This window comes from Actinomadura sp. J1-007 (assembly GCF_009793335.1).
Lineage (GTDB): Bacteria > Actinomycetota > Actinomycetes > Streptosporangiales > Streptosporangiaceae > Spirillospora > Spirillospora yumaensis.
The window spans coordinates 6,555,043-6,580,080 of sequence record NZ_WING01000001.1 but is presented as its reverse complement, the minus strand read 5'-3'; the positions used below and the strand labels follow the sequence as shown (position 1 = coordinate 6,580,080).

Genomic DNA, 25,038 nt, shown 5'->3' with positions numbered 1-25,038 from the left:
ATCTTCGTGGCGGTCCGGCGAGCGGCTTCCCGACCTGGGGGTTTCCCCGCGGCCGGGCGGTCATTGTTGTCCGGACGGACTCCCGGCCTCCAGCGAGGCCGGGGCGGCGGGTCGTCCGGATGTTCTTCGGTCACCGGGGTTTGAGGGGCTTTGGATCTCGTTCGTGAGCGGCTCTTGATGCGGCTGGCCAGGCTGCTGGCCGCGGACTGGGTCGCCTCGCGCGACGAGACCGGTCCGCGGGGGCGGGAGCAGCGGGGGCATGCGAGGGCGGTGGAGGCGCGCCGGACCATGGAACGGCTGGGGCCGTTCTACATCAAGGTCGGCCAGGTCCTGGCGACGCGCCCCGACTTCGTCTCGCGGACGATGATGCGGGAGCTGGCGCTGTTGCAGGACACCGTGCGGGCCGCGCCGTTCCCGATGTTCGAGCAGGTCCTCGACCAGGAGCTGGACGGCGGGTGGCGGCGGCACTTCCGCCGGATCGACTCGGCGGCGCCGCTCGGGTCGGCGTCGCTGGCGCAGGTCTACCGGGTCGTACTGCGCGATGGCCGTCCGGCGGTGGTGAAGGTCCAGCGGCCGGGGGCCCGCGCGGCGGTGCTGCGGGAGATGGCGGCGTTCCGGCGAGTGGTGGCGGTGGCCACCCGGCTCGCCTCGCCCAGGGTCAACGCGATCGTCGACGCCAGGGCGACGCTGGCGGTGATCTTCGACGCGATGGGGCCGGAGCTGGACTTCACGGCCGAGGCCGCGGCGATGGAGCAGGCGGGGCGCGCGGCGTCCGGGTTCGAGCTGGTCGCCGTCCCGCGGGTCATCACGGCCACGCCCCGGATGCTGGTGCAGAGCGAGGCGCCCGGCCGGTCCATCCGCCACGTCCGCCGCGAGGACTTCACCGACGCCCAGCGCGGGCGCATCGGGCGGCAGCTCCTGGAGTTCAGCTACCACAGCGTGTTCGTCGAACGCGTCTTCCACGCCGACCCGCATCCCGGCAACGTCTTCGTCCACCCCGAGCTGGGCGCGACGGTCATCGACTGGGGCATGGTGGGACGGATCGACCGGGGGCTGAGCGTCCAGGGGCTGCTCACGCTGGTCAACGTCGCGCAGAACGACGCGCGGGCGGCGGCGCGGGGCTGGGTGCAGATGGGGCACGCGACGCGGTGGGCCGACCTCAGCGGCTTCACCGAGGACATGCGCCGGATCGTCCCGCAGGTCGTGGGCAGGTCGCTCGCCGACCTGAACTTCGGCGTGGTGCTGATGGACGTGCTGCGCAGCGCCGCCCGGCACGGCATCCGGTCCAGCTCGATGGTGGGCATCGTGGGCAAGGCGTTCGCGAACGTCGAGGGCTCGGTGCGGTGCCTGGCGCCGGAGCTGTCGGCGATCGAGGCGTTCGAGGACGCGCTGCCCGGCATCGCGCGGGCGCTCGCCGACGAGGCGCTGTCCAAGCGCTACCTCGCCCGGCAGGTCCTGGACCTGGCGCTGCTGGGCGACTCGGCCCTGGACCAGACGCGCGCCGTGCTGGCCGAGGCCGCCGGCCGGGACCTGACGATCAACATCGGCACGGGGGTCTCCGGTTCCGGCCGCGACCCGCGTCCCGCGGTGCGGGCGACCGCGGCGGGGCTGGCGGCGGCCGCGATCTGGCGGCTCTGCCGCGACCGGGGCGAGGAGGCGTAGGACGGTTCCGGGCCCGGGCGGCTAGATCGCGGTGAGGCCGCCGTCCGCGGCGACCACGGCCCCGGTGACGAAGCCGGAGCGCGGCGAGGCGAGGAAGCACAGGACCTCCGCGATCTCCTCGGGCCGCGCCACCCGTCCCAGCGGCTGCGCGTCCGCGAACGAGGCCAGGTACGCGCGGCTGTCGGAGCGGAACGAGTCGAGGAAGTCGGTCTCGACGACGCCCGCGGCGACGATGTTGGCGCGGATGCCGAGCGGCCCGCCCTCGATCGCGAGGACCTTGGTGAGCTGGGCCAGCGCGCCCTTCGACGCGCTGTAGGCGGAGCCTTCGGGCAGGCCGACGGTGCAGGTGTACGAGCCGGTGCTGACGATGGCCCCGCCGCCGCGCGCCTCCATGGCGCGGAACGCCTCGCGGGCGAAGAGGAAGGAGCCGCGCGCGTTGACCGCCATCACCGCGTCCCAGTCGGCGGCGGTGGTCTCGGTGACGGGCTTGTTGAGGGCGCGGCCGGCGTTGTTGACGAGGATGTCCAGCCCGCCGAACGCGTCCACGGCCGCCCGAACCGCTCGGACGGCGGTCTCCTCCCGCGTGACGTCGCCGGTCAGCGCCAGGACGCCCGGGATCTCGTCCGGGAGGTCCGTAACGGCCGGGCGCACGTCGACGGCGACGACGCGGGCGCCGCGGGCGCCGAGCAGCGCCGCGGTCTCCTTGCCCACGCCGCGCGCGGCGCCCGTGACCAGGGCCACCTTCCCGGCGAACTCGTCGGTTTCCTTGGACGCAGTCGTGATGGTCATGTGTGTTCCTTGTGCTGTCGGCTGAGGCGGCTCAGTACGCGGTGAGGCCGCCGTCGACCACGAGTTCCGAGCCGGTGACGAACGAGGACTCGGCGCAGGCGAGGAAGAGGTAGGCGGGCGCGATCTCGTCGGCGCGCCCGGCCCTGCGCATCGGGGTGCGCCGGACGTCCGGCTGCCGGTCGCCCTCCTCGTCCAGGATGTCCTGGATCATCGGCGTGGCGACCACGCCGGGGTGCACCGAGTTGACCCGTACGCCGTGCCGCGCGTACTCGACCGCGGCGGTCTTGCTCAGCAGGCGCACCGCGCCCTTGGACGCCTGGTAGGCCGCGGCGGCGCCGCTGCCGACGAGCCCGAGCACGGACGAGGTGTTGACCACCGACGCGTCGCCGCTCGCGCGCAGCAGCGGCATCGCCGCCCTCATGCCGAGCCAGGTGCCCTTCTGGTTGACGTCGATGACGCGGTCCCAGGCGTCCTCCCGCGTGTCCTCGACGCCCGGCCAGTCCACGATGCCGGCGAGGTTCACCAGCACGTCCAGCGTCCCGAACCGGTCGCGCACGAGGGCGATCACCTCGTCCCACTGCCGCGCGGACGAGACGTCGAGGCGGGCGTGGACGGCCTCCGCGCCGCCCGCCTCGATCCGGCGGGCGAGGTCCGCCAGCGGTCCCTCGGCGACGTCGGTGAGCACCAGCCGGGCGCCCTCGCGGGCGAAGAGCTCGGCGGTCGCTGTGCCGATGCCGCCGGTCGCGCCGGTGATCAGCGCGACCTTCCCGGCGAGCCGCCGTCCCGTCATCAGGACCGCCCCCCGCCCGTCGTCTCCCGGTACAGGACGAGATGCTCGTGGTAGAGCACCCCGTCCCGGACGTCGCCCGTCGCGGTGAACCCGGTGTCGTCGACGTACTCCAGGTGGGCGCCGGTCACCGTGTACCGGCCGGTGTACGCGCTGCGCCGCTCGCCGCGGGCCTCGTCGTAGCGCCCGTCCGGCAGCAGCTCCTGGCGGATGTGACCGTCCGCGGTCACCCACGTCCCGACCACGTCGGCGTCGACGCCTTCAGCCGTCCCGGCCATGGCTCACCCCTCTCCCCGTTGGTGCGGTTCTTCCCCGCTCCAACGAGTCTGACCAGGTCAGAGGCCATCAACCAGGGCGCGTTTACCCTAGGAACGCCACACCCAGGCAACCCCGCGGCCCCGGAGCCGCCGGGACGGCGGTCACCCGGGCAGCAGGTGCTCTCGGCCGAACAGGGCGGCGGCGGCGCGGGCGGTGGGCGTGCCCGCGTCCAGGTCGGCGCCCGCCTCGCGGAGTACGGTCACGACCTCGTCCGCGCCTTTGAACAGCGCGCCGGCGATGGGGGCCTGGTCGCGCGCGTTGCGCAGGTCGGGGTCAGCGCCGCGGGCGAGCAGGGCGCGGACCGTGCCGGCGTGCCCGTGGTAGGCGGCGAGCATGAGCAGGGTGTTGCCGGCGGGGTCGGCCGCGTCGGCCGGCAGCCCGTGGTCGAGGAACTCCACGAGCCGTTCGGTCTCGCCGTCCCGCGCGAGGTCCAGGGCCATCGCCACGACGCGCTCGGTCTGCTCCGCGGTCAGTGCGGCGTCGCTCATGGGCGGTCTCTCCGATCCTTTCCGGTACGTGCCCGGCGCGGTGCGCGGGTCCGCGCACCGCGCCGGGGTGTTCGCCTTGCTGGAAGCCCGCGCGTGTCAGGGCTTCTGGGCCGCCAGGGCCTCGATCGCCTTGCGGACGCCCTCGCCGTAGGCGGGGTCGGCCCGGGTGCAGTTGGCGATGTGCCGTTCGATGGTCGCCCGCGAGGCGCCGTCGATCGCCCGCGCGGTGTTCTCGAACAGCAGGCGCTGCTGCTCGGCCGACATGTTGCGGAACAGGATGCCGGGCTGCTCGAAGTAGTTGTCGTCGTCCTCCCGGAAGTCGAACCGGTCGGCGAACGCCCCGATGGCCTGCCCCGGCTCGCGGTACGACGGCTGCTCGCGCCAGCGGCCGTAGGAGTTCGGCTCGATCCCGGGGACGCCGCCCTGGTTGCCGTCCACGCGCATGGCGCCGTCGCGGTGGTAGGAGTTCACCGGGGCCTTCGGCGCGTTGACCGGGATCTGGTGGTGGTTCACGCCGAGGCGGTACCGCTGCGCGTCCCCGTAGGAGAACAGGCGGCCCTGGAGCATCTTGTCGGGCGAGAACCCGATGCCCGGCACCACGTTGGCGGGGGTGAACGCGGCCTGCTCCACCTCGGCGAAGTAGTTGTCGGGGTTGCGGTTCAGCTCCCACTCGCCGACCTCGATCAGCGGGTAGTCCTTCTTCGACCACACCTTGGTCAGGTCGAACGGGTGGTACCGGTAGTCCGCGGCCTCGGCCTCCGGCATGACCTGGACGTACAGCTTCCACTTCGGGAAGTCGCCGTTCTCGATCGCTTCGAACAGGTCCCGCTGGTGCGACTCGCGGTCCCGGCCGACCAGCGCCTCGGCCTCGGCGTCGGTGAGGTTCTTGACGCCCTGCTGGGTGCGGTGGTGGAACTTCACCCAGAACCGCTCGCCCTCGGCGTTGACCAGGCTGTAGGTGTGCGAGCCGAAGCCGTGCATGTGGCGGTACGACGCGGGGATGCCGCGGTCCGACATCACGATCGTGACCTGGTGCAGCGCCTCCGGCAGGTTCGTCCAGAAGTCCCAGTTGTTCTCGGGGTCGCGCAGGTTGGTGCGCGGGTCCCGCTTCACCGCCCGGTTGAGGTCGGGGAACTTCAGCGGGTCGCGGAAGAAGAACACCGGGGTGTTGTTGCCGACGAGGTCCCAGTTGCCCTCCTCGGTGTAGAACTTCAGCGCGAAGCCGCGGATGTCCCGCTCGGCGTCGGCCGCGCCGCGCTCCCCCGCGACGGTCGAGAACCGGGCGAACAGCTCGGTCCTCTTGCCGACCTCGGAGAAGATCTTGGCGCGGGTGTAGCGGGTGATGTCGCCCGTCACCGTGAAGGCGCCGAACGCGCCCGACCCCTTCGCGTGCATCCGGCGCTCGGGGATGACCTCGCGGTCGAAGTGGGCCAGCTTCTCCAGGAACCACACGTCCTGGAGGAGCATCGGGCCGCGGGCGCCGGCGGTCATGGAGTTCTGGTTGTCGGCCACCGGCGCGCCGGCGACGGTGGTCAACGGCTTCTGGTCGTTCTCAGGCAAGGCTCGCTCCGATGCGGCTCGTTCGTCGGACGCTCGTATGCCCGTGAGCCAACCAGCTTTTCTTGAATGAGTCAAGAAAACGATCCGTTCGCCTGAACGGTCCGGCTCCCCCGGCCGGCGCGTCCCGGGTTCGGCAACGGAAGTTGGCCCGCCGGCCCCGGGGCCGCACCATCGGCCGCGGAGGTGATCGCCGTGACGGAGGCGACGAACGAGGTGGACGTCCGGACCGCGCGGCGGGCGCGGGGCACGGGCGGGAGGCTGCCGCTCGGCGTCTACCTGCTCGCGTTCAGCCTGTTCGCGATGGGCAGCGCGGAGTTCCTGCTGGCCGGGGTCCTCCCGGCGGTCGCGGACGATCTCCGGGTCGGACTGTCGTCGGCCGGGGCGCTGATCTCGGCGTTCGCCATCGGCGTCGTCATCGGCGGGCCCCCGTTCGCCATCATGACGCTGCGCTGGCCGCGGCGGACCACGCTGGTGGCCACCCAGGGCGTGTTCGCGGTCTCGCTGGCGATCGGGCTGCTGACCGACGGCTACGGGGTGCTGCTGGCCACCCGGTTCGTCTGCGGCCTGGCGTACGCGGGGTTCTGGGCGGTCGCGGCCGTCACCGCGATCGGCCTGGTCACGCCGGACCGCACCGCGCGCGCCTCCGGGGTCGTCGTCAGCGGGCTCAGCCTGGCGATGGTCGCCGGCGGGCCGGCGGGCGCGTCGCTCAGCTACTTCACCGGATGGCGGGGCGGGTTCTGGGGCGTGGTCGCCCTGACCGCGGCGGGCGCGGTCCTGACCCTGCTGGCGGTGCCCGCGACGAGCACGGACGCCGAGCCGAGCGTACGGCGCGAGCTGCGCACCATGGGGCGGCCGCAGCTGTGGGTCGTCTACGCCGCCACGATCCTGAGCACCGCCGCCTACATGATCTCGTTCAACTACCTGGCGCCGCTGCTGACCGACATCACCGGCATGCCGGGCGCATGGGTCCCCGCGGTCCTCGCGCTGTTCGGCGTGGGCGCCTTCGTCGGGCTGTCCATCGGGGGCCGGATCGCCGACAGGCGGCCCGCGCACGCGCTCCTGACCGGAGCGTTCGGGATCATGGCCGTCTCCGTCCTGCTGGCGCTGCTCGCGGGACACGCGTGGGCCGTCGTCCCCCTCGTCCTGCTCCTCGGGATCGCCGGCTTCGTCCTGAACCCGGCCGTCTACGGGCGGGTGTTCACCATCGCGGCCGAGGCGCCGACGCTCGCCGGGGCCACCACCGTCTCGGCGTTCCAGCTCGGGATCAGCCTCGTGCCGGCGCTCGCCGGGCTCGCCCTCAACGCCGGGGCGGACGTCACTTCGGTCGCCTGGATCGGCGCCGCTCTGGCGGCGGCCATCGTGCCGACCGTCCTCCTCGACCGGGCCCTCACGCGCCGCCACTCGCGGACGGCGGCGAGCCCGGCGAGCTGACTCCGCCGCCCCGCCCGCGCACGTCCGAACCGTACGCGGACGGATGCCCCCAAGGCACGGAGGTCACGGCCGCCAGGGCACCACCTTGCCGTGGCGGACGAGCTGCCCGTAGTGGTCGGGGTCGACCGGGCCGAGCGCGAGGTCCAGAAGGGGGACGGCGCCCTGCGCGGGCGTGGCCGCGTCGCCGACGTCCCACCACAGCGCCGAGGTCGGGGTGTTCAGCATCCCCGGGCAGACGGCGGCGAGCAGGACGCCGCGCGCCGCGTCCCGCTCGCGCCGCCGTTCGGCGAGGGCCCGCACGGCGGCGACCTGGGCGATCTTGGACGGGATGTTGACGAAGCCGGGCCAGGCCCCGCTGCGAGCGGTGCCGTCCTTGACGGCGTCCCGCCAGGCCGCCGTCTGCTCGTCCACCTCGTCCAGGGACGCCAGGCCGTCGAAGCGGTCGTGCAGCACGGGCGCGAGGTGGTGCAGGGTGCCGAGCGAGCTGGCCACGACGATGAGCCGCCCGCCGTCGCGCAGCAACGGGCCGAACGCCCTCAGCACCCGGGTGGTGCCGAAGTTGTTGACCTCGGCGTACCCGTCGATGATCTCCCGCGGGTCGTCGTCGGGGCCCACCCGCATGACGGCGTTGTTGAACACGATGTCGACGCCCCCGTGCCGTTCCTCCAGCCGTCCGGCGAGCAGGGCGGCGGCCTCGGGATCGGCGACGTCGAGGAGCTCGCCGCGGACCCGGGCCCCGCCGCCGGGCACGGCGCGGACGGCCTCGGCGACGCGGCCGGCGTCGCGGCCGGTGAGGTAGACGGTGTCGTCGGGGGCCAGCCGGCGGGCGAGCCCTTCGACCAGGGCCAGGCCGAGGCCCTGGGTGGCCCCGGTGACCAGGGCGACTTTCGGTGCGGTCGTCATGGGATTCCTCACGGTCCGAGCAAACGGTCTGAACGGCGGGCGCCGCCGCGCGACGGCCCGGCGGCGCCCCCATGACGATCACGGTAGGCATCCGCCGACCATGCCACCAGCGAAAGTTCGTCACCCCGCCTATGCTTGAACGTCATGGCCTTCAGCGACGCCTCACTCACCGCGCTGCGCGTCTTCCGCGAGGTGGCCGAGCGCGGCACGCTCACCGCAGCGGCCACCGCGCTCGGCTACACCCAGTCCGCGGTCTCCCGGCAGATCGCCTCGCTGGAACGGGCGGCCGGCGCGCCGCTGCTGGAGCGCCGCCACGACGGGGTGCGGCTGACGCCGGCCGGGCGCATCGTGGTGCGCCGGGCCGCCACGGTGATCGACCAGATCGACTCCACCGCGCGGGAACTCGCGGGCCTGCCCGACGAGCACGGCACGGTCCGCCTCGGCTGGTTCGCCAGCGCCGGGGCCGTGCTGGTGCCCCGGGCGCTCGCCGCGCTGCGCCGGACGCACCCGTCCATCACCGTGATCACCCGCGAGGGCAGCACCCCGGCGCAGGTGCGCGCGCTGCGCGCCGGGACCATCGACCTCGCCGTCCTGGCCTCGGCTCCGCCGTTCCGCCCGCCCGACACCGAGACGCCGGCCCTCGAACTGCGCACGCTCGCCGAACGCGGCCTCCAGGTCGCCGTGCCCGCCGGGCATCCGCTCGCCCGCGGCGAGTACGTCGACGTCGCCGACCTGAACGGGCGGAGCTGGATCGCCGGCGCGGGCGAGGACCAGGTCATGGGGGTGTGGCCCGGCCTGGACGAACGCCCCGAGATCGCCCACACCGCGCGCGACTGGCTGGCCAAGCTCCACCTCGTCGCCGCCGGCTGCGGGATCACCACCGTGCCCGTCTCGCTGGCCCCTGCGCTACCGCCCGGCGTGCGCGCCCTCCCTGTGCGGGGCGGACCCCAGGAGCAGCGGCGCCTCCTGCTCGCCCGCCTCCCCGGGCCGCTCCCCGAACCGGCCGCCCGCCTCGCCGCCGCGCTCCGTGCCGCCGCGATCGAGACCGACACGCCACAGTGAGCCCGTACGTCCCCCGTTTCCCTCCGGCCCCGACGATTCCCGGCGCCGACGGTCGTCTGTATCTCCGAGGTCGCGCCGCGACCCGAAGGAAACGCCGCCGAAGAGGAGCAACGATGATCGACCTGAGGCCCGCGTGCCGTTCCATGATCGACGTCCTGGCGGGGGTCGCCGGCGACCAGCTCGCCGCCGCCACCCCGTGCGCCGAGTACAGCGTCGGCGACCTCGTCGGCCACGTCGACCAGGTGGCCGTGGGGTTCGCCGCGCTGGCCCGCAAGGAGTCGGCCCGCGAGGAAGCGGACGAGCCCGCCGCCGCGGACCCCGGCGACGGCGGCCGGGACGGCGTTCCCGAGCACCTGCGGGCGGTTCCCGAGCACCTGCGGGCGCTCGGCGAAGCCTGGACCGACCCCGCGGCCTGGCAGGGCGCCACCACGACGGGCGGCCTCGAACTGCCCAACGAGGTCTGGGGCAGGATCGCGCTGACCGAGCTGGTGGTGCACGGCTGGGACATCGCGAAGGCCACCGGCCAGCGCATCGCCCTCCCGGACGGGACGCTGCGCGCCTGCTACGACCACGTCGTCTCGTTCGTCCCGAACGCCCCCGTCCCCGCGCTCTGGGGCCCCGCCGTCGAGGTCCCCGCGGACGCCCCACTGCTCGACCGGATAGTCGCCGTCACCGGCCGCAACCCCTGACCACTCCCCACCGGCAGCCAGGCGAACGGTGGGCAACGGGGGCGTTCACTGCTCACGGTGTGGGCGGCGAACAGCGGGGACGTCCATCGGTCAGGCAGAGAGGCGGCGAACGATGGGGCGCGGGGTCGTTCGCCTCCGTACGGGGTTCAGGGGCCTGTCTCGTAGCGGTATCCCTGGCCGCGCAAGGTGCTGATGCGGCCCGGATCGTGCCCGTACACCGACAGCTTGCGGCGCAGGGCGCAGACGTGCACGTCCAGCGTCTTGGTCGCGCCGAACCAGTCGGTCCCCCACACCCGGCGCATCAGCTCCTCCCGGGACACCACGCGGCCCGCGCGCGACAGCAGCAGCGCCAGCAGGTCGAACTCGCGGGGCCGCAGATCCACCTCCACCCCGCCCAGGAGCACGCGCCGGGCCGCCAGGTCCAGCCGCAGCTCGCCCACGCCGACCGACCCGGGCCCGAACCGCGCCACCCTGCGCCGGTCGAGGGCGCGCAGCCGCGCCAGCAGCTCGGCCACCCTGAACGGCTTGACCACGTAGTCGTCGGCTCCCGCGTCCAGCGCCATGACGACCTCGAACTCCCTGCTGCGCGCCGTCACGACCACGAGCGCCACCTCGGGGAGGGCGTCGCGCAGCCAACGGCACAGCGCCACGCCGTCCATGTCCGGCAGTCCGAGATCGACGAGGGCGAACTGCGGCGGCCGGCCGAGCGCCGACTCCGTCGCCCGCGAGCCGTCCGCCGCCAGCACCGCCGCATATCCGTGCGCGCTCAGAACCGTGACCAGATCCGAACCAATTTCACGATCGTCTTCCACGATCAGCACATCGCCACAGGCCACGGACCCAGGGTAAATCGCCCCCGAACGGTCCCCGTCCCGACCCCTCGCCCATGCGCCAGGCGGCTTTCCCGGAGCGCCCAAGGGCGGCCGCCCTGCGTAGGCATATCCCCAGAAAGCACCAACGAATTGTGCATTCACTGTCCGATTCCGCCGCGACCGGCCGGGCACGCCCCATCGGGACCGGAGGGACCCGTCAGGCCGGATGTGGCCCCCGGTAGGGGCGATGCCGTACGCGTCCGGCGAGCGGTCTCGGAGCCGCGGAGTCCGGTCACCGATGGGGTGGTCGTCGCCCGCGGGGCCGCCGCCGCATCCCGCCCGTCCCGCCTCCCGAACGAATTGCCTGGAGAATTCAATTCCCCTCCCATAGGCCCCGATGAACGCGTCGCGCGCCACTCGCCATCGGCGACGGACTTCGCCTCCCCGGCATGATCGATGTGCGCACGGGTATGCGGTAGTTCTCACGGGGAACGGGAGCCTCGGGGAAGGAGACACGCGTGAGCACCGTCGCTGACCAGCAGCAGGAGCCCACCGGATCATCGCGTTCGAGTGCCCGGTCCACGGCCGCCGCCGCCGACCGGCTGCGCTTTCACACCGAGCGGCGGCCCGGATGCGTCATCGTCCATCTGGGCGGGGAAATCGACTTCACCACCGCGGAGATAATGCGGGAGCACGTCACCGCCGAAGCGATGGCCCATACGGCTCCGTGCGTCGTCCTGGACATGGCCGGAGTGGAATTCTGCGATTCCTCCGGGCTCGGCGCACTGATCGCGATCGACAAGGCGGTCCGCGCCCGCCAGGGCCGCTTCGTCCTCGCGCAACTGCCGGAGATGCTGCGGCGGATCCTCAACCGCACCGGCCTGGACGGCCACATCGAGAGCAGCATCAGCGTCCAGGGCGCGGTGGCCCGCCACGCCGACCGCCCGGCGCCCCGGCAAGGGCCGCGCCGCAAGCAGCACTCCTGACGGCGCCGCGGCGCCGGCCCGCGCGACCGGGACGGGTTCCGGCGGGGCGGTTGCATGGAAATACATTGGGGTGCATACTTCTGCTCATGTCCAAGGTGCTTACCTCCCTGCCTGTCGGCGAACGCGTCGGGATCGCCTTCTCCGGCGGCCTCGACACCTCGGTTGCTGTCGCGTGGATGCGCGACAAGGGTGCGGTGCCGTGCACCTACACCGCCGACATCGGCCAGTACGACGAGCCCGACATCGCCTCGGTGCCCGGGCGCGCGACGGCGTACGGCGCGGAGGTCGCCCGGCTGGTCGACTGCCGGGCGGCCCTCGTCGAGGAGGGGCTCGCGGCCCTGACCTGCGGGGCGTTCCACATCCGGACCGGCGGCCGCAGCTACTTCAACACCACCCCGCTCGGCCGCGCCGTCACCGGCACCCTGCTCGTGCGCGCGATGCTCGAGGACGACGTGCAGATCTGGGGCGACGGCTCGACGTTCAAGGGCAACGACATCGAGCGCTTCTACCGCTACGGCCTGCTCGCCAACCCGTCGCTGCGGATCTACAAGCCGTGGCTGGACGCCGGGTTCGTCAGCGAGCTCGGCGGACGCCGGGAGATGTCGGAGTGGCTGCTCGCCCACGGCCTGCCCTACCGGGACAGCACCGAGAAGGCGTACTCCACCGACGCCAACATCTGGGGCGCGACGCACGAGGCCAAGGCGCTGGAGCACCTGGACGCGGGCATCGAGACCGTCGAGCCGATCATGGGCGTGCGGTTCTGGGACCCGACCGTCGAGATCCCCGCCGAGGACGTCACGATCGGCTTCGAGCAGGGCCGGCCGGTGACGGTCAACGGCAAGGAGTTCGGCTCCGCGGTCGACCTGGTGCTGGAGGCCAACGCCATCGGCGGCCGGCACGGCCTCGGCATGTCCGACCAGATCGAGAACCGCGTGATCGAGGCCAAGAGCCGCGGCATCTACGAGGCGCCGGGCATGGCGCTGCTGCACGCGGCGTACGAGCGGCTGGTCAACGCGATCCACAACGAGGACACGGTCGCCGCGTACCACAACGAGGGGCGGCGGCTCGGCCGGCTGATGTACGAGGGCCGCTGGCTCGACCCGCAGGCGCTGATGCTGCGCGAGTCGCTCCAGCGGTGGGTCGGCACGGCCGTCACGGGCGAGGTGACCCTGCGCCTGCGGCGCGGCGAGGACTACTCGATCCTCGACACCTCCGGGCCGGCGTTCAGCTACCACCCCGACAAGCTGTCCATGGAGCGCACTCAGGACTCGGCGTTCGGCCCGGTCGACCGGATCGGCCAGCTCACCATGCGCAACCTCGACATCGCCGACTCCCGCGCCAAGCTGGAGCAGTACGCGGTGCTCGGCATGGTCGGCAGCGCGTCGCACTCGACGCTGATCGGCGCCGCGCAGGCGGCCTCGACCGGGCTGATCGGCGCGATGCCCGAGGGCGCCGCCGGGGCCATCGCCTCGCGGGGCGAGGCCGCCGACGACGAGCTGCTCGACCGCGCCGCCATGGAACTCGGCACCGACTGAGCCCGGAGGAACGGCTCCGGCGGCCCGAACGGCGCGGCGTCCCGAGTGCGGCTGCCTGGGTGCGGCGGCTGTCAAGGGGGCCGGCCCTAGTCGTCGGATCACGGGCTGGCCCGATGTCGGATCGCCGTCCACGTTCCTAGTGTCGTGCTCCTCGATTCCAGTCGAATGGAGCACGATGCGCACCACTCCCCTGGCCGCCGTCCTCGCGGCTGCGGCCGCCGTCCCGGCGCTGGCCGTTCCGGCGTCCGCCGCGTCCCGGCCGTCGCCGACGGCCCGTTTCCAGCACCAGCGGCTCGTCTGGGGGCCGTGCTCGCCGGGCCAGCAGGAGCTGAACGAAGCGGGCGCGCAATGCGCGAGAGTGACCGTTCCGCTCGATTACGCGGCGCCCGGCGGGCGAACGATCCAGATCGCGGTCTCCCGCGTCCCGGCCAGGGACAAGGCGCACCGGCGCGGCGTCCTGCTGTCCAATCCCGGCGGGCCCGGTGGGACGGGCCTGGACTACACGCTTTCGCTGCGTCCGGCGCTGAAGGGCGCGGCCGACCGGTACGACCTCATCGGGTTCGATCCGCGGTTCCTGGGCGAGAGCACGCCGATCACGTGCGATCCCGCGCCGCCGCCGAGTCCGCCCGGCGCGACGTCCCCGCGCGCGGACTTCGAGGCGTCCGTACGGGACGCGCGCGCCACGGCCGAACGCTGCGGGGCGCACGGCGGCAACACCGCCCTGCTGCCCCACGCGTCCTCCCGCAACGTGGCCCGCGACATGGACGTCATCCGCGCCGCGCTGGGCGAGCGCAGGCTGTCGTACTACGGCACCTCCTACGGAGCCGACCTCGGCGCGGTCTACGCGCAGATGTTCCCCCGCCACACCGACCGCATCGTCATCGACTCCTCCACCGACGGGCATTCCACGCAGTACGAACTGTTCCGCCAGGCGGGCGGGCCCCTGGAGTCGGGCTTGGACGAGTGGGCGGCATGGACCGCGCGGCATTCGAGGGAGTACCGCCTCGGCACGACCCCCGCGCGCGTGCGCGCCGGGGTGCAGCGGCTGCTGGCGCGGGCCGAGACCCGTCCGATCACGGTCGCCGGGCAGCCGCTCAACGCCCCGCTGCTGCGCCTGTACTTCCGGCAGCTCGTCCAGCACACCGAGAACGATCCTGCGCTGGCCCGTTCCGTCCGTACGCTGACCGACGCCGCGGCGGGCAGGCCCGTCACGCCCGACGCCGACCTGGCCGGGTTCCTGCGCCTGGCCGGTTCGTCCGGGCTGGCCGACCTCATGGTGGGCGGCGCGCTGTTCATGTGCGGGGACGGCGGCTGGCCCGCCGGGGGTTGGCCGCGGGACCCAGAGCGGTACTGGGCGAACATGCAGCGCGGCCGCGCGGACCAGCCCGTGTTCGGGCCGCTGGTCAACGGGATGATCGCCCCGTGCGCGTTCTGGCCCGTCGCGCCCCGCGAACCCGCCGTGCGGATCGGCAACGCGGTGCCCGTGCTCATGCTCCAGGCCCGCCGCGACAACAACGTCCCCTATCCCGGCGCGGTCGCCCTGCACCGCAAGCTGGCCGGATCGCGCCTGGTGACGGTCGACATCCGCTCGCACGGCGTCTTCGGGCGCGGGCTGGAGGGCAAGCGCCCCGTCCCCTGCGCGGACCGCGCGGTCGCCGCCTACCTGAGCGGCGGCCCGCTCCCCCACCGCGACTCCACCTGCCCGGCCCCCCGCGACTCACGCTGAACGGCCCGGCCGTCCCGTCCCGTCCGTGCGGGGGTCCTGTTCTGTCCGACCCGGTTGGCAGGATCCCGCCCATGGGACTGAACGTGATCGTCGGCCTCCTCGCGGACATCGGGGACGACGAGGAAGCCGAGACGTTCCGGGCGCACTTCGCGATCGCCCGGGAGCTGCTCGCCGGGGCCGGAGCCGAGCGGTGGGACGAACCCGACCTGGACGAAGAGGACGTCGCCGATTACGAGATGTCGGGCTACGGGGGCCTGCACGCCCTGCGTCGCCTCGCCGTCCATCTCGAACGGAACGCGAGCCTGCCGGAGCCCCTCGACGCCGTCGGGGACGCGACGGACGATCCGCTGCTCGCCGAGTCGTACGACGCCTGTCCGCGGACCCCGGCCGGTCCGTTCGACCATCTCGTCCATCACTCCGACTGCGAGGGCTACTACGTTCCGGTGGATTTCGCGCCGGTCCTGTTCGACGAACGGCTTCCCGGGGCGCTCCTGGGTTCGTCGGTGCGCCTGCTGGCGGAGGCCCGCGGCGTCGCCGCCGCGCTCGGCCTGCCCGAAGACCTCGATCCCGATTCCGAGGAGGTGACCGGTGCGTGCGACGCCGAGGCTTCGGAGGGCGAGGTCTGGCGGCGCTACGGCGTCGAGTCGCGCGAATGCCTGCAACTCATCCGCGCGGCGAAGCACTCGATGGCGACCGGAGCGGCGATCGCGTTCTGCTGAGAGCTCCGGGGCGTACGGAAGGGGGTCCCCCAGCTCACGCGGCGGGTGCCGTCCAGCGGACGAGGGGCGGGCGGACCGTCGCGCACAGCGGCTCGCCGCGGGCGTCGGTCAGGCCGAGCCGCGCGAGGAGCAGGCCGTTCCGCGCTGCGGCCTCCATGACGTCCGGCGCGACGCCGTCGAACCACAGCTTCGCCCGGCGGAACATCGCGAACGCCCCGTCCCCGTCCACCGTCCCCCACGACAGGTAGACGAACCGGCCGCCGGGACGGCCCTGCACGTACGGGCCGCGGAGATCCCACCCGGTCTCCTTCCGGGCGGCGTCGACCTCCAGGTCCCACGCCGCCGAGGCGGCGTCGCCGGGGTGGAGGCCGAGGATCTCGTCGGGGCGGTCCTTCCGCTGGACGCCCACGTGAACGTTGCGGTAGCCGGGGTCTCCCGGCCCCTGACCGCACTCGCGGCCAGGCAGCTCCGACGCTTCGATGCGAACCAGCACCCCACCATCCTGCCTCGCCCCGAACGCCCCCGAAAGCCCGGTCCGTCCACGACACCGCCGACCGCCCGCCGTCCACCCGCCGTCCACCGCCTCGGCGCCCTACGGGACCCCGGTCCAAGGGCCGGACGGGCGGATCTCCCAGCTCGTACCGGTGACGGTGACGGCCTGGTCGTCGTTGATCGAGACCATGGGGCACGGCCGCGCGGGGTCGGCGGCCAGCCGGTCGTGCCGCGCGGCGCGTCCCCGGTCGCGATGGGGCAGCACCGCGAACGGCACGAGCCCGAGCCCGGCGGTCGACGTGACGGCCCCCGGGTCGTCCGCCGCACGCAGGGGCCGGAGGTCCGGCCCGGCGAGCGTCGCTCCGGCCGAGATCCCGGCGTAGGCCAGTCCCCCGCCGGAGACCGCGGCCGTCGCGAGCCGGTCGAACCCGCTGCGCCGCACGTGCTGCAACAGGAACATGGCGTGCCCGCCGGTGACCACGACGACCTGGACCCGGCCCAGCACGCGCTCGACGTCGTACGGCGCGGCGGGTTCGAGATCCAAGCGTTCAACGACCATGCCCGCGGCAACGAGCAGGTCAGCGGCCCCGCGAACGAAGGGCGCGGACCGAAGCCGGTTGGCGGCCGTGGGCACCAGCGCGGCCCGGCGCGGCGCGACGGGCAGCGAGGCCAGCCAGGCGGGCAGCGCCCCCAACCCCGCAGAACCCAGGAACAGCCGTTGAGGACTTCCCATCACGGATATCGACTCTGCCAGGGGTCAGGGCAGGGCGCGGTAGTGGGTCACGAGGCGCTGGTCGTCGTGGAGGACGTGGAAGGCGACCGCCGGGGGCGCCTCGTAGTCGACGGGCTCGCCCTCGCCTTCGCGCCACGGGAAGACGAGGCGGGAGACGACGCCGGGCGCCACCAGCAGCGGGCGTCCGGCGAAGGAGGTGGCCGCCGCCGTGTGCGCGTGCCCGCACAGCAAGGCCGCCACCTGCGGGTGCCGCGCGATGACGGCGGCCAGGCGTTCCTCGCCGAACTGGCGGATCGGGTCGACGTACGGGGCGTGCAGCGGGACGGGCGGGTGGTGGAAGCACACGAACGCCGGGGCCGCGGGCTCGGCGGCGAGCACGGCGTCCAGCCAGGCGAGCGTCTCGTCGGCCAGGAACCCGCGGTCCTCGCCCGGGACCGTGGAGTCGCAGAGCGCGAAGACGGCGCCCCCGATCCGGTGCGCGGTGTTGACGGGGGCCGCGTCGCCGCCGCTCTCGCGTCCCAGCAGGACCCGGCCGTACGGTCCGCGCGCGTCGTGGTTGCCGGGGCAGGTGAGCACCGGGTACGGCGAGGACAGCACCTTCAGGGCCTGCTCGTACTCCTCGGGCGCGCCGTGGTCCGCGATGTCCCCGGTGACGAGGACCGCGTCGAGGGGGCGGCGAGGCCGTTCAGATGGTCCATGATCCGTTCGGCGCGGGCGGCGCGCCGTTCTCCGCCGTCGAGGTGGAGGTCGCTGAGCTGGGTGAGAACGAGCAAGGTGACTCCCTGTCAGGAAGGGCGCGGAGGCCCGGCGGAGTGGCGGGCCGACGTCCGGTCCCGCCCTCCCGAACGCTAGGAGGCGACCGGTCCGAAATTAAGATCCAGTCTCATGCCGAAAGATCGAACAGGTTCGGGCATCGACCTCCATCTGGACCTCGACCCGTCGCTGGGCCGCCGGGCGGGTCTGGAGCGCGCGCTGCGCTCGGCCGTCCAGGCGGGCCGCCTGGCGCCGGGCACCGCGCTGCCGTCGTCCCGGGCGCTGGCGCTGCACCTGGGTGTGGGCCGCGGAACGGTCAGCGCCGCGTACGACCAGCTCGCCGCCGAGGGCTACCTGGCGAGCCGTCCCGGCGCGCGGCCGAGGGTCGCGCGGGTCCGGCGCCCCGGCGACGGGCGGACCGGCCCGGCCGCCGCGTCCCCCGAGGCGGACGAGGCGCCCCGGTACGACCTGCGGCCGGGACGCCCCGATCTGACCGCCTTCCCGGCCGCGGACTGGCTGCGTTCCACCCGGCGCGTCCTCGCCACCGCGCCGCCCGACGTCCACGCGCTGAGCGACCCGCGGGGCCGCCCCGAGCTGCGCGCGGCCCTGGCCGGCTACCTCGGACGCGCCCGCGGCGTGGCCGCCGATCCCGAACGGATCGTGGTCACCTCCGGCTACACGCAGGCGCTCGGCCTGCTCGCGCGCGTGCTCGCGGACGCCGGGACGGCCGCGTTCGCGATGGAGGACCCCGGCCATCCGTACCACCGGGCGCTGGTACGGCGCGCCGGGCCGGACGTCGTGCCGCTGCCGGCCGACGGCCTGGGCGCCCGTACGGGGCTCCTCGCGGGCGCCGGTTTCGAGCGCGCCGGGGCGGTCGTGCTCACCCCCGCCCACCAGTACCCGACCGGCGCCACCCTGCGTCCGGACCGCCGCCACGCCGCGACCGCCTGGGCACGGGCCACCGGCGGGACGGTCGTCGAGGACGACTACGACGGCGAGTTCCGCTACGACCGGCGGCCGGTCGGCGCGGTGCAGGGCACGGCCCCCGAGCACGTCGTCTACGTCGGCACCGCGTCCAAGACGCTGGGCCCGGGGCTGCGCCTCGGCTGGATGGTGCTGCCCGCCCGCCTGGTCGGGCCGGTCGCCGAGGCCAAGTACCTGGCGGACGCCCACACCCAGTCGCTCGGGCAGCTCGTCCTCGCCGACATGATCGAGAGCCACGCGTACGACCGGCACGTGCGCGCGGCGCGGCTGCGCTACCGGCGCCGCCGCGACCTGCTGGTCCGGCGGTTGCGCGAACGGGCCCCGCGGGTCCGCGCGCAGGGCGTCGCGGCCGGGCTGCACGCCCTGCTGCCCCTCCCGCAGCCGGGTCCGGACGAGGCCGAGGCGCTGCGCCGCGCTCGCTCGCGCGGCCTGGCCGTTCAGCCCCTGGAGGAGTTCTGGCAGCGTCCCGGCCCGAACCCGCAGGGCCTCATCGTCGGCTACAGCACCCCGCCGGAGTCCGCGTACCCGCACGCCCTCGACGCCCTGTGCGAGATCCTGCGCTGACCACCGCACGGCCGCGACCGATGAGTTCCCACCGGCCGAGGGGTCTTCTCACAAGAATCCACATCGTGCGCGCCAGGAGGTTCGTGATGACCGACGCAGAGCCGACCGCCCGACTCGACCGCCGCTTCGGCGACCCGGCGGCGGAGCCGACGCCGTGGCCGGACGTGGTGCGCGTCCTGGAGGAGGCGGAGCTGTACTGGCTCACCACCGTCCGGGCGGACGGCCGACCGCACGTGACCCCGCTGATCGCGATCTTCCACGACGGCGCCATGCACTTCTGCACCGGTCTCGGGGAGCAGAAGGCGCACAACCTCGAACACCACCGGCAGGTCGCGCTGACCACGGGGAACAACACGTGGGCCAAGGGCCTCGACGTCGTCGTGGAGGGCACGGCGGCCCGGGTCGCCGACAACGCCGCCCTGCGACGGCTCGCCGACGCGTACGAGGCCAAGTACGGCAGCGCGTGGCACTTCGAGGTCGGCGACGGCGTCTTCGGCGGCAAGAACGATCCCGCGGCGGTCTTCCGGATCGTCCCGGGCAAGGTGCTCGCGTTCGCCAAGCAGCCGCACGCCCAGACCAGCTACCGCTTCCCCGAAGGCGACTGACACCGACCGGCCAGGACGCCCCGCCGCGACGTCCGCCGACGCCGACCGCCCCGTTCGCGCGGAGGGTTGGAGCGCCAGTGCGACCGGCCGGCGCGGCAGGCCGCCGGGCAGCGCGCGGAGGCCGGGCCGCAGGGCAGGGCGGAGGGCCGCGCAAGCGGATCGCGGTGCGGCGGTCCGCCGGCCGACAGGCGATCACGGTCTGACCGCCCGCCGGGCCGCCGGGCCGTCGCGTGGCGGACGCCGAGCCGGAGGACAGGCCGCCGGACGGGACCACCCCGCGACCGCGGACGGGACCACCGCGCGACCGCGGACGGGACCACCGCGCGACCGCGGACGGGACCACCGCGCGATCGCGGGCGGGGTCAGTGCCCGGGGGCGGGCGGGTCGCCCGTGCCGTTGCGGTGGCCGCGCCGGAGCTGGGCGTTGATGCGCTGGGCCTCGGCGAGCTGGTCTTCCAGGATGATGATCCGGCAGGCCGCCTCCAGGGCGGTGCCCTGGTCGATCAGTTCGCGGGCGCGCTGCGCGAGCCGGAGCTGGTAGCGCGAGTAGCGGCGGTGCCCGCCGCCCGAGCGCTGCGGGACGATCAGCTTGGCGGAGTCGAGGCTGCGCAGGAACGCCGGGGTGACGTCCAGGATCTCCGCCGCGCGGCCCATGCTGTAGGCCGGGTAGTCGTCGTCGTCGAGCTTGCCGTCGAGCGTGTCCGGCGCCTCGCCGGCGTCGTGCGCGTCGTCGTACCGGTCGCCGGCCGGAGCCGTCTGGGGTGCTTCCACAAAACCTTCCGTACTGCCGTCTGCGATGCCGTTCCGGGGAACGACAACGGGGGCCCCAGCGCCAGACCGCGGCGCCGGGGCCCCTGATGTACAACACCGTCTCTCCGACCCGTACGGCCGGACTTCCTTCACGTCGGCGGCCTCTCGGCCGCCCGGACGCGGTCCGTCTGCCAGAGCCCCTTGCACTGCGTCGGCCCCGGCACGTCCGGCTCGCGCCGCCCATCTGCTCGGGCAGTTCGTCCTCTGCCGCGACTCATGGACTTGTCTCTCTTCGATGGCAGGAACGATACCCCATGCCTTCCGGAATATCTACTTTGGCCGCTGCAAGATTTCTGGATCGGCGGTGCGCGAGCCCTCCGGACGGCGGCCGTGGACGGACAACGCGCGGTGCTTGCCCGCGCCGAGCGGTCCTGCTGGGGTGGAGCGTATGAGCCACGCGCCCGCTGATCTGCTGTTCACCGGCGGTCCCGTCATGACGATGGACCCCGCCCGTTCGCGGGCCGGGTCTCTGGCCGTGCGGGACGGGCGCATCGTCGCGGTGGGCCACGGCGACCCGAGGGAGCTGGTCGGGCCGCGTACGGAGGTGGTCGATCTGCGGGGGCGGCCGCTGCTTCCGGGGTTCCAGGACGCGCACGTCCACGCCGTCATGGGCGGGATGGAGCTGGAGACGTGCGACCTGACCGGGACGACCGACGCGCGCGAGTACTCCCGCCTGATCCGCGCGTACGCCGGCGCGCACCCCGGGAAGGAGTGGATCACCGGGGCGGGCTGGTCGCGGGAGAGCTTCGAGCGCGGCGTGCCGACGCGGGCCGCCCTGGACGCGGTGGTGCCCGACCGGCCGGTCTTCCTGATGGACCGCGACCACCACGCGGCATGGGTGAACGGCCGGGCGCTGGAGCTGGCCGGGATCACCGCCGCCACCCCCGACCCGTCCGGCGGGCGCATCGAGCGCGACCCGTCCGGAGCGCCCGCCGGGCTGCTCCAGGAGGGCGCGATGGCGCTCGTCGGCGACCTCGTCCCGCCCGCGACCGAGGAGGAGCGGCTCGCCGGGCTGCTGCGCGCCCAGGCCCTGCTGCACGGGCTCGGGATCACGGCGTGGCAGGACGCGCTGGTCGCGGGAAGCGACGGCTACCCGGACATCTCCGGCGCGTACCTGGCCGCCGCCCGCGACGGGTCGCTCACCGCGACGGTCGTCGGCGCGCTGTGGTGGTCCCGGGGCCGGGGCGCCGAGCAGCTCCCCGACCTGGTGGAACGGCGCGAGCGCCTGACCGTCGGGCGGCTCCGCTGCGGCACCGTCAAGATCATGCAGGACGGCATCGCGGAGAACTTCACCGCCGCGATGACGGCCCCGTACCTCGACGCCCGCGGCCGCGCCACCGCCAACGCCGGGATCAGCCACGTCGACCCGGCGGCGCTGAGAGAGCACGTCACGGCGCTGGACGCGCTGGGCTTCCAGGTCCACTTCCACGCGCTCGGCGACCGCGCGGTGCGCGAGGCGCTGGACGCGGTCCAGGCCGCGCGGGCCGCCAACGGGTGGCGGGACACCCGCCCCCACCTGGCGCATCTCCAGGTCGTCCACCCCGACGACGTCCCGCGCTTCCGGATGCTCGGCGCTACAGCCAACATCCAGCCGCTGTGGGCCGTCCACGAACCGCAGATGGACGAGCTGACGATCCCGTTCCTCGGTCCCGAACGGTCGGCGTGGCAGTACCCGTTCGGCGACCTGCTGCGCGCCGGGGCGACGCTGGCGGCCGGAAGCGACTGGCCGGTCAGCAGCCCCGACCCGCTCGCGGGCGCCCATGTCGCCGTCAACCGCGTCGCTCCCGGCGCGTCCGCCGAGCCGTTCCTGCCCGCCCAGGCCCTAGACCTGACCGCGGCCCTCGCCGCCTACACGGCCGGGGCCGCGTACGTGAACCACCTCGACGACACCGGCAGCCTGCGCCCCGGCAACCGCGCCGACCTCGTCGTCCTGGACCGCGACCCGTTCGCCGGGCCGCCCGAGGCCGTCGGCGACACCCGCGTCGCCCTGACCTACGTGGACGGGGTCAGGGTCCACACGGCGCCCGACGCCTGAACGGTCCGCCGGGCGCCGCGCGCCGCGCGCCGCGCTAGGAGGTGCTCCAGGGTGCGGCGGCGCCGGGCCCCGCCCCGTTGCCGAGCGTGAGGTCGAGGTCCTCGCGGCCGGGGCCGGAGACCATGACGGTCGCGCTCACGGGCGCGTACCCGCTGGCCAGCACCGTGTAGTCGCCGCCCTCCAGGCCCGTGAACGAGTACGCGCCGTCGGAGCCGGTGACGTTCTGGGCGAGCAGCTCGCCCGCGGAGTCCAGGAGCGTGACCCGGGCGTGCTTGAGCGGCTCGCCGGAGGGGCCCCGCACCGTTCCGGAGACCGCCGCGACGGGCTGGAGGTCGGCGTCGCGCATGGTCTCGGCGCCGCCCTCCACGGCGACGGGTTCGGCCAGCGGCCGGTGCCCCGCGGCGCTGACGGCCAGCGTGTACGGGCCCGGCGCGAGACCGCGCAGCCGGTACACGCCGTCCGGGCCGGTGGTGGCGGAGCCGACGACCTCGCCCTGCTGGTCGGTCGCCACCACCACCGCGCCGGGCAGCGGCGCGCCCGCCGCGCGCACCGTCCCGGTCAGCTCGCCCGTCCCGCCGAGGGTCAGGTCGAAGCCGAGCGGGGCGGCGCCGAGGTCGAGCGTCGCGACCTGCGGCTGGTGGCCGGCCGCCGAGCCGACGAGCACGTACGGCCCGCCGCTCCCGGCCGTCCCGGCGCTCGGAGCGCGCAGGACGTACGCGCCGTCCCCGCCCGTGACGGTGCGGCCGAGCTGGCGTCCGGTCGAGTCGATCAGGGTGACGGCGGCGCCGGGCACCGGGACGTCTCCGCCGGTCAGGACCCGGCCGTACAGCGCGGGACCGGCCGTCCGCGCCTCGTCCGCCGCGCCCTGGGCCTGCGGAGCCGCCGGCGCGTTCGCCATGGCGGGGGCCGCCGGGCGGGTGTCCTGCACGGCGGGCGTCTGGTAGGCCGTCACACCGTCCGGCGCCGACGCGTCCTGCGGCACGGGGACACCGTCCGGCTGCGTCGGGGCGGGCTCGTCCGGCTTCGCGGCGGGCGCGTCCTGCTTCGCGGTGGCGGCGTGCTGCGGGGTGTGGGCGTGGGCGAACGGCCGTCCCCGCCGGTACAGCAGGACCGCGACGACGAGTCCCGCGGCGAAGAACCCGGCCGCCCACCAGAACGCCGTCTGGTAGCTGTGGACGGTGGCGTGCTCGGCCAGCCGCTCCATCCCGGCGTGGTCCTTGGCGTAGCCGGTGGCGGCGGTCGCGGCCAGCGTGTTGAACAGCGCCGTGCCGATCGAGCCGCCGATCTGCTGCATGGTGTTGACCATGGCCGAGGCCACGCCCTGGTCGTGGCCCGCGACGCCGAGCGTCGCCAGGCTCATCGCGGTCGGCATCATCGTGCCGATGCCGACGCCGAGCGCCAGCAGCGCGGGCAGGACCTGCGCGTTGTAGCCGCTGTCCAGGCCGAGCCTGGTCAGCCAGACCAGGCCGCCCCCGGCGATCACCATCCCGGCGGGGACGAGCAGCTTCGGGCCGAGCCGCGGGAGCAGCACGTTGGTCGTCACCTGCGCGGTGACCATCAGCGCGCCGATCATCGGCAGGAACGCCAGGCCCGTCCTGACCGGCGAGTAGCCCATCGTCTGCTGGAGGTAGTACGTCAGGAACAGGAAGATCGCGAACATGCCCGTGCCCGTGATGAACACGCTCAGGTACGAGGCGGCGCGGTTGCGGTCGGCGAGCACGCGCAGCGGCAGCAGCGGGTGGCTCGCCTTGAGCTGCCACAGCGCGAACAGCACCAGCAGCACGCCGCCCGCGGCGAGGAACGCCCAGCACCGCCAGTCGTCCCACGCGTGGGTCTCGGCGTTGGCGAACCCGAAGACGACGCCGAACAGGCCGGTCGCGACGAGCACGGTGCCGAGGACGTCGAGCTTCGGCCGCTGCGTCGGAGGCTGCCTGCTGAGGAACGCGACGGCTCCGATCACCGCGGCGACGGCGATGATGTCGTTGACGTACAGCGTCCAGCGCCAGTCGAGGTGCTCGGTGAGCAGCCCGCCGAGCAGCAGGCCGATGGCGCCGCCGGTGCCGGCGATCGCGCCGAAGATGCCGAACGCCTTCGACCGCTCCCTCGGGTCGGTGAAGGTCGTGGTCAGCAGCGACAGCGCGGACGGCGCGAGGAGCGCCCCGAACACGCCCTGCAACGCGCGCGCCGCGACGAGCATCGTGAACCCGCTCGCCGCCCCGCCGAGCGCGGACGCCGCCGCGAACCCGACCAGCCCGATCAGGAACGTCGTCCTGCGGCCGAACAGGTCGGCGAGGCGCCCGCCGAGCAGCAGCAGGCTGCCGAACGCGAGCGAGTAGGCGGTCACGATCCACTGCCGGCCGTCGTTGTCGAAGCCGAGCTCGTGCTGGGCCGACGGCAGGGCGATGTTCACGATGGTGGCGTCCAGCACCACCATGAGCTGGGCGAGCCCGATGGCGGCCAGCGCCCACCAGCGGCGGGCGGACGGCCGGGGCGCCTCCCCGCCGGTCCGCGTGCCGGCCGGCGAGGCCGTGTCGACGCGATCGCCGACGGCACTTGTTGACATGAGGGTCCCTCCAGGGAACGGCAGATGGTGGCC

General features: G+C 74.2%; 24 protein-coding genes. 11 read left to right on the top strand and 13 right to left on the bottom strand.

The features are described 5' to 3' along the window. The first annotated feature begins 150 nt into the window (after nt 1-150). Nucleotides 151-1,662, top strand: coding sequence for an AarF/ABC1/UbiB kinase family protein (locus GEV43_RS29865; protein WP_206681324.1), 1,512 nt, complete (start codon nt 151-153; stop codon nt 1,660-1,662). A gap of 21 nt (nt 1,663-1,683) precedes the next feature. Here GEV43_RS29865 and GEV43_RS29860 read toward each other — a convergent pair whose 3' ends face one another. The 5 genes from GEV43_RS29860 to GEV43_RS29840 form a co-directional block, all read right to left on the bottom strand. Next, nucleotides 1,684-2,451 (bottom strand): SDR family NAD(P)-dependent oxidoreductase, encoded by a 768-nt coding sequence (locus tag GEV43_RS29860; protein ID WP_160823527.1) that lies wholly within the window; start codon nt 2,449-2,451, stop codon nt 1,684-1,686. Nucleotides 2,452-2,482: 31 nt separating this feature from the next. Continuing rightward, the gene (locus GEV43_RS29855; RefSeq protein WP_160823526.1) at nt 2,483-3,241 is read right to left on the bottom strand and encodes an SDR family NAD(P)-dependent oxidoreductase; all 759 of its coding nucleotides are present in this window, start codon (nt 3,239-3,241) and stop codon (nt 2,483-2,485) included. Then, nucleotides 3,241-3,516, bottom strand: coding sequence for an Atu4866 domain-containing protein (locus tag GEV43_RS29850; RefSeq protein ID WP_160823525.1), 276 nt, complete (start codon nt 3,514-3,516; stop codon nt 3,241-3,243). The genes GEV43_RS29855 and GEV43_RS29850 overlap by 1 nt, the downstream gene beginning before the upstream one ends. A 141-nt stretch (nt 3,517-3,657) precedes the next feature. Continuing rightward, nucleotides 3,658-4,044: an ankyrin repeat domain-containing protein gene (locus GEV43_RS29845; protein WP_160823524.1), complete on the bottom strand. Its 387-nt coding sequence runs from the start codon at nt 4,042-4,044 to the stop codon at nt 3,658-3,660. 96 nt (nt 4,045-4,140) lie between these two features. After that, the gene (locus tag GEV43_RS29840; protein WP_160823523.1) at nt 4,141-5,604 is read right to left on the bottom strand and encodes a catalase; all 1,464 of its coding nucleotides are present in this window, start codon (nt 5,602-5,604) and stop codon (nt 4,141-4,143) included. A gap of 192 nt (nt 5,605-5,796) precedes the next feature. Here GEV43_RS29840 and GEV43_RS29835 point away from each other — a divergent pair, with 192 nt between their 5' ends. Further along, nucleotides 5,797-7,035, top strand: a complete 1,239-nt coding sequence (locus GEV43_RS29835; RefSeq protein WP_309239905.1) for a Cmx/CmrA family chloramphenicol efflux MFS transporter — start codon at nt 5,797-5,799, stop codon at nt 7,033-7,035. Nucleotides 7,036-7,098: 63 nt separating this feature from the next. Here the strand turns inward: GEV43_RS29835 and GEV43_RS29830 are convergent, their stop codons facing one another. After that, nucleotides 7,099-7,938 carry an SDR family NAD(P)-dependent oxidoreductase gene (locus GEV43_RS29830; protein WP_160823522.1) on the bottom strand — a complete coding sequence of 280 codons (840 nt, stop codon included), beginning with the start codon at nt 7,936-7,938 and terminating at the stop codon, nt 7,099-7,101. Nucleotides 7,939-8,082: 144 nt separating this feature from the next. Between GEV43_RS29830 and GEV43_RS29825 the strand changes: the two genes are divergently transcribed. Continuing rightward, the gene (locus GEV43_RS29825) at nt 8,083-9,000 is read left to right on the top strand and encodes a LysR family transcriptional regulator (protein ID WP_175250155.1); all 918 of its coding nucleotides are present in this window, start codon (nt 8,083-8,085) and stop codon (nt 8,998-9,000) included. A 113-nt stretch (nt 9,001-9,113) separates the two neighbouring features. Beyond that, entirely contained in the window at nt 9,114-9,689 is a 576-nt protein-coding gene (locus GEV43_RS29820) for a TIGR03086 family metal-binding protein (protein WP_160823520.1), read from the top strand. 146 nt (nt 9,690-9,835) lie between these two features. Here the strand turns inward: GEV43_RS29820 and GEV43_RS51350 are convergent, their stop codons facing one another. Continuing rightward, nucleotides 9,836-10,525 carry a response regulator transcription factor gene (locus tag GEV43_RS51350; RefSeq protein WP_309239904.1) on the bottom strand — a complete coding sequence of 230 codons (690 nt, stop codon included), beginning with the start codon at nt 10,523-10,525 and terminating at the stop codon, nt 9,836-9,838. 494 nt (nt 10,526-11,019) lie between these two features. Here GEV43_RS51350 and GEV43_RS29810 point away from each other — a divergent pair, with 494 nt between their 5' ends. The 4 genes from GEV43_RS29810 (at nt 11,020) to GEV43_RS29795 (ending at nt 15,467) form a co-directional block, all read left to right on the top strand. Next, nucleotides 11,020-11,487 carry an STAS domain-containing protein gene (locus GEV43_RS29810; RefSeq protein WP_160823518.1) on the top strand — a complete coding sequence of 156 codons (468 nt, stop codon included), beginning with the start codon at nt 11,020-11,022 and terminating at the stop codon, nt 11,485-11,487. Between the two features lie 86 nt (nt 11,488-11,573). Beyond that, nucleotides 11,574-13,022, top strand: a complete 1,449-nt coding sequence (gene argG, locus GEV43_RS29805) for an argininosuccinate synthase (protein WP_160823517.1) — start codon at nt 11,574-11,576, stop codon at nt 13,020-13,022. A 175-nt stretch (nt 13,023-13,197) separates the two neighbouring features. Further along, on the top strand, nt 13,198-14,748 hold the full coding sequence (locus tag GEV43_RS29800; RefSeq protein WP_160823516.1) for an alpha/beta hydrolase: 1,551 nt from the start codon (nt 13,198-13,200) through the stop codon (nt 14,746-14,748). Nucleotides 14,749-14,819: 71 nt separating this feature from the next. Next, the gene (locus tag GEV43_RS29795; RefSeq protein WP_160823515.1) at nt 14,820-15,467 is read left to right on the top strand and encodes a hypothetical protein; all 648 of its coding nucleotides are present in this window, start codon (nt 14,820-14,822) and stop codon (nt 15,465-15,467) included. Nucleotides 15,468-15,501: 34 nt separating this feature from the next. Here GEV43_RS29795 and GEV43_RS29790 read toward each other — a convergent pair whose 3' ends face one another. The 4 genes from GEV43_RS29790 to GEV43_RS55265 all read right to left on the bottom strand — a co-directional run bounded on the left by GEV43_RS29790 (nt 15,502) and on the right by GEV43_RS55265 (nt 17,465). After that, complete coding sequence (locus GEV43_RS29790; RefSeq protein WP_160823514.1) at nt 15,502-15,960, bottom strand: DUF5990 family protein; 459 nt, start codon at nt 15,958-15,960, stop codon at nt 15,502-15,504. A gap of 99 nt (nt 15,961-16,059) precedes the next feature. Beyond that, nucleotides 16,060-16,692: a Type 1 glutamine amidotransferase-like domain-containing protein gene (locus tag GEV43_RS29785; RefSeq protein ID WP_160823513.1), complete on the bottom strand. Its 633-nt coding sequence runs from the start codon at nt 16,690-16,692 to the stop codon at nt 16,060-16,062. Between the two features lie 24 nt (nt 16,693-16,716). Then, a complete protein-coding gene (locus GEV43_RS29780) occupies nt 16,717-17,334 on the bottom strand; it encodes a metallophosphoesterase (protein WP_309240053.1) in 618 nt (205 codons plus the stop codon). Further along, on the bottom strand, nt 17,292-17,465 hold the full coding sequence (locus GEV43_RS55265; protein WP_309239903.1) for a hypothetical protein: 174 nt from the start codon (nt 17,463-17,465) through the stop codon (nt 17,292-17,294). The genes GEV43_RS29780 and GEV43_RS55265 overlap by 43 nt, the downstream gene beginning before the upstream one ends. Nucleotides 17,466-17,577: 112 nt before the next feature. On the opposite strand from GEV43_RS55265, the gene GEV43_RS29775 reads away from it, so the two are divergent. Both GEV43_RS29775 and GEV43_RS29770 read left to right on the top strand, forming a co-directional pair. After that, the gene (locus GEV43_RS29775; protein ID WP_160823512.1) at nt 17,578-18,993 is read left to right on the top strand and encodes a PLP-dependent aminotransferase family protein; all 1,416 of its coding nucleotides are present in this window, start codon (nt 17,578-17,580) and stop codon (nt 18,991-18,993) included. Nucleotides 18,994-19,079: 86 nt separating this feature from the next. Next, entirely contained in the window at nt 19,080-19,598 is a 519-nt protein-coding gene (locus GEV43_RS29770) for a pyridoxamine 5'-phosphate oxidase family protein (RefSeq protein WP_160823511.1), read from the top strand. 362 nt (nt 19,599-19,960) lie between these two features. Here the strand turns inward: GEV43_RS29770 and GEV43_RS29765 are convergent, their stop codons facing one another. Continuing rightward, nucleotides 19,961-20,251, bottom strand: coding sequence for a MerR family transcriptional regulator (locus GEV43_RS29765; protein ID WP_160824865.1), 291 nt, complete (start codon nt 20,249-20,251; stop codon nt 19,961-19,963). A 544-nt stretch (nt 20,252-20,795) separates the two neighbouring features. On the opposite strand from GEV43_RS29765, the gene GEV43_RS29760 reads away from it, so the two are divergent. Beyond that, a complete protein-coding gene (locus tag GEV43_RS29760) occupies nt 20,796-22,442 on the top strand; it encodes an amidohydrolase (RefSeq protein ID WP_160823510.1) in 1,647 nt (548 codons plus the stop codon). A gap of 34 nt (nt 22,443-22,476) precedes the next feature. Here GEV43_RS29760 and GEV43_RS29755 read toward each other — a convergent pair whose 3' ends face one another. Beyond that, nucleotides 22,477-25,005 carry an MFS transporter gene (locus GEV43_RS29755; protein ID WP_160823509.1) on the bottom strand — a complete coding sequence of 843 codons (2,529 nt, stop codon included), beginning with the start codon at nt 25,003-25,005 and terminating at the stop codon, nt 22,477-22,479. Nucleotides 25,006-25,038 lie beyond the last annotated feature (33 nt).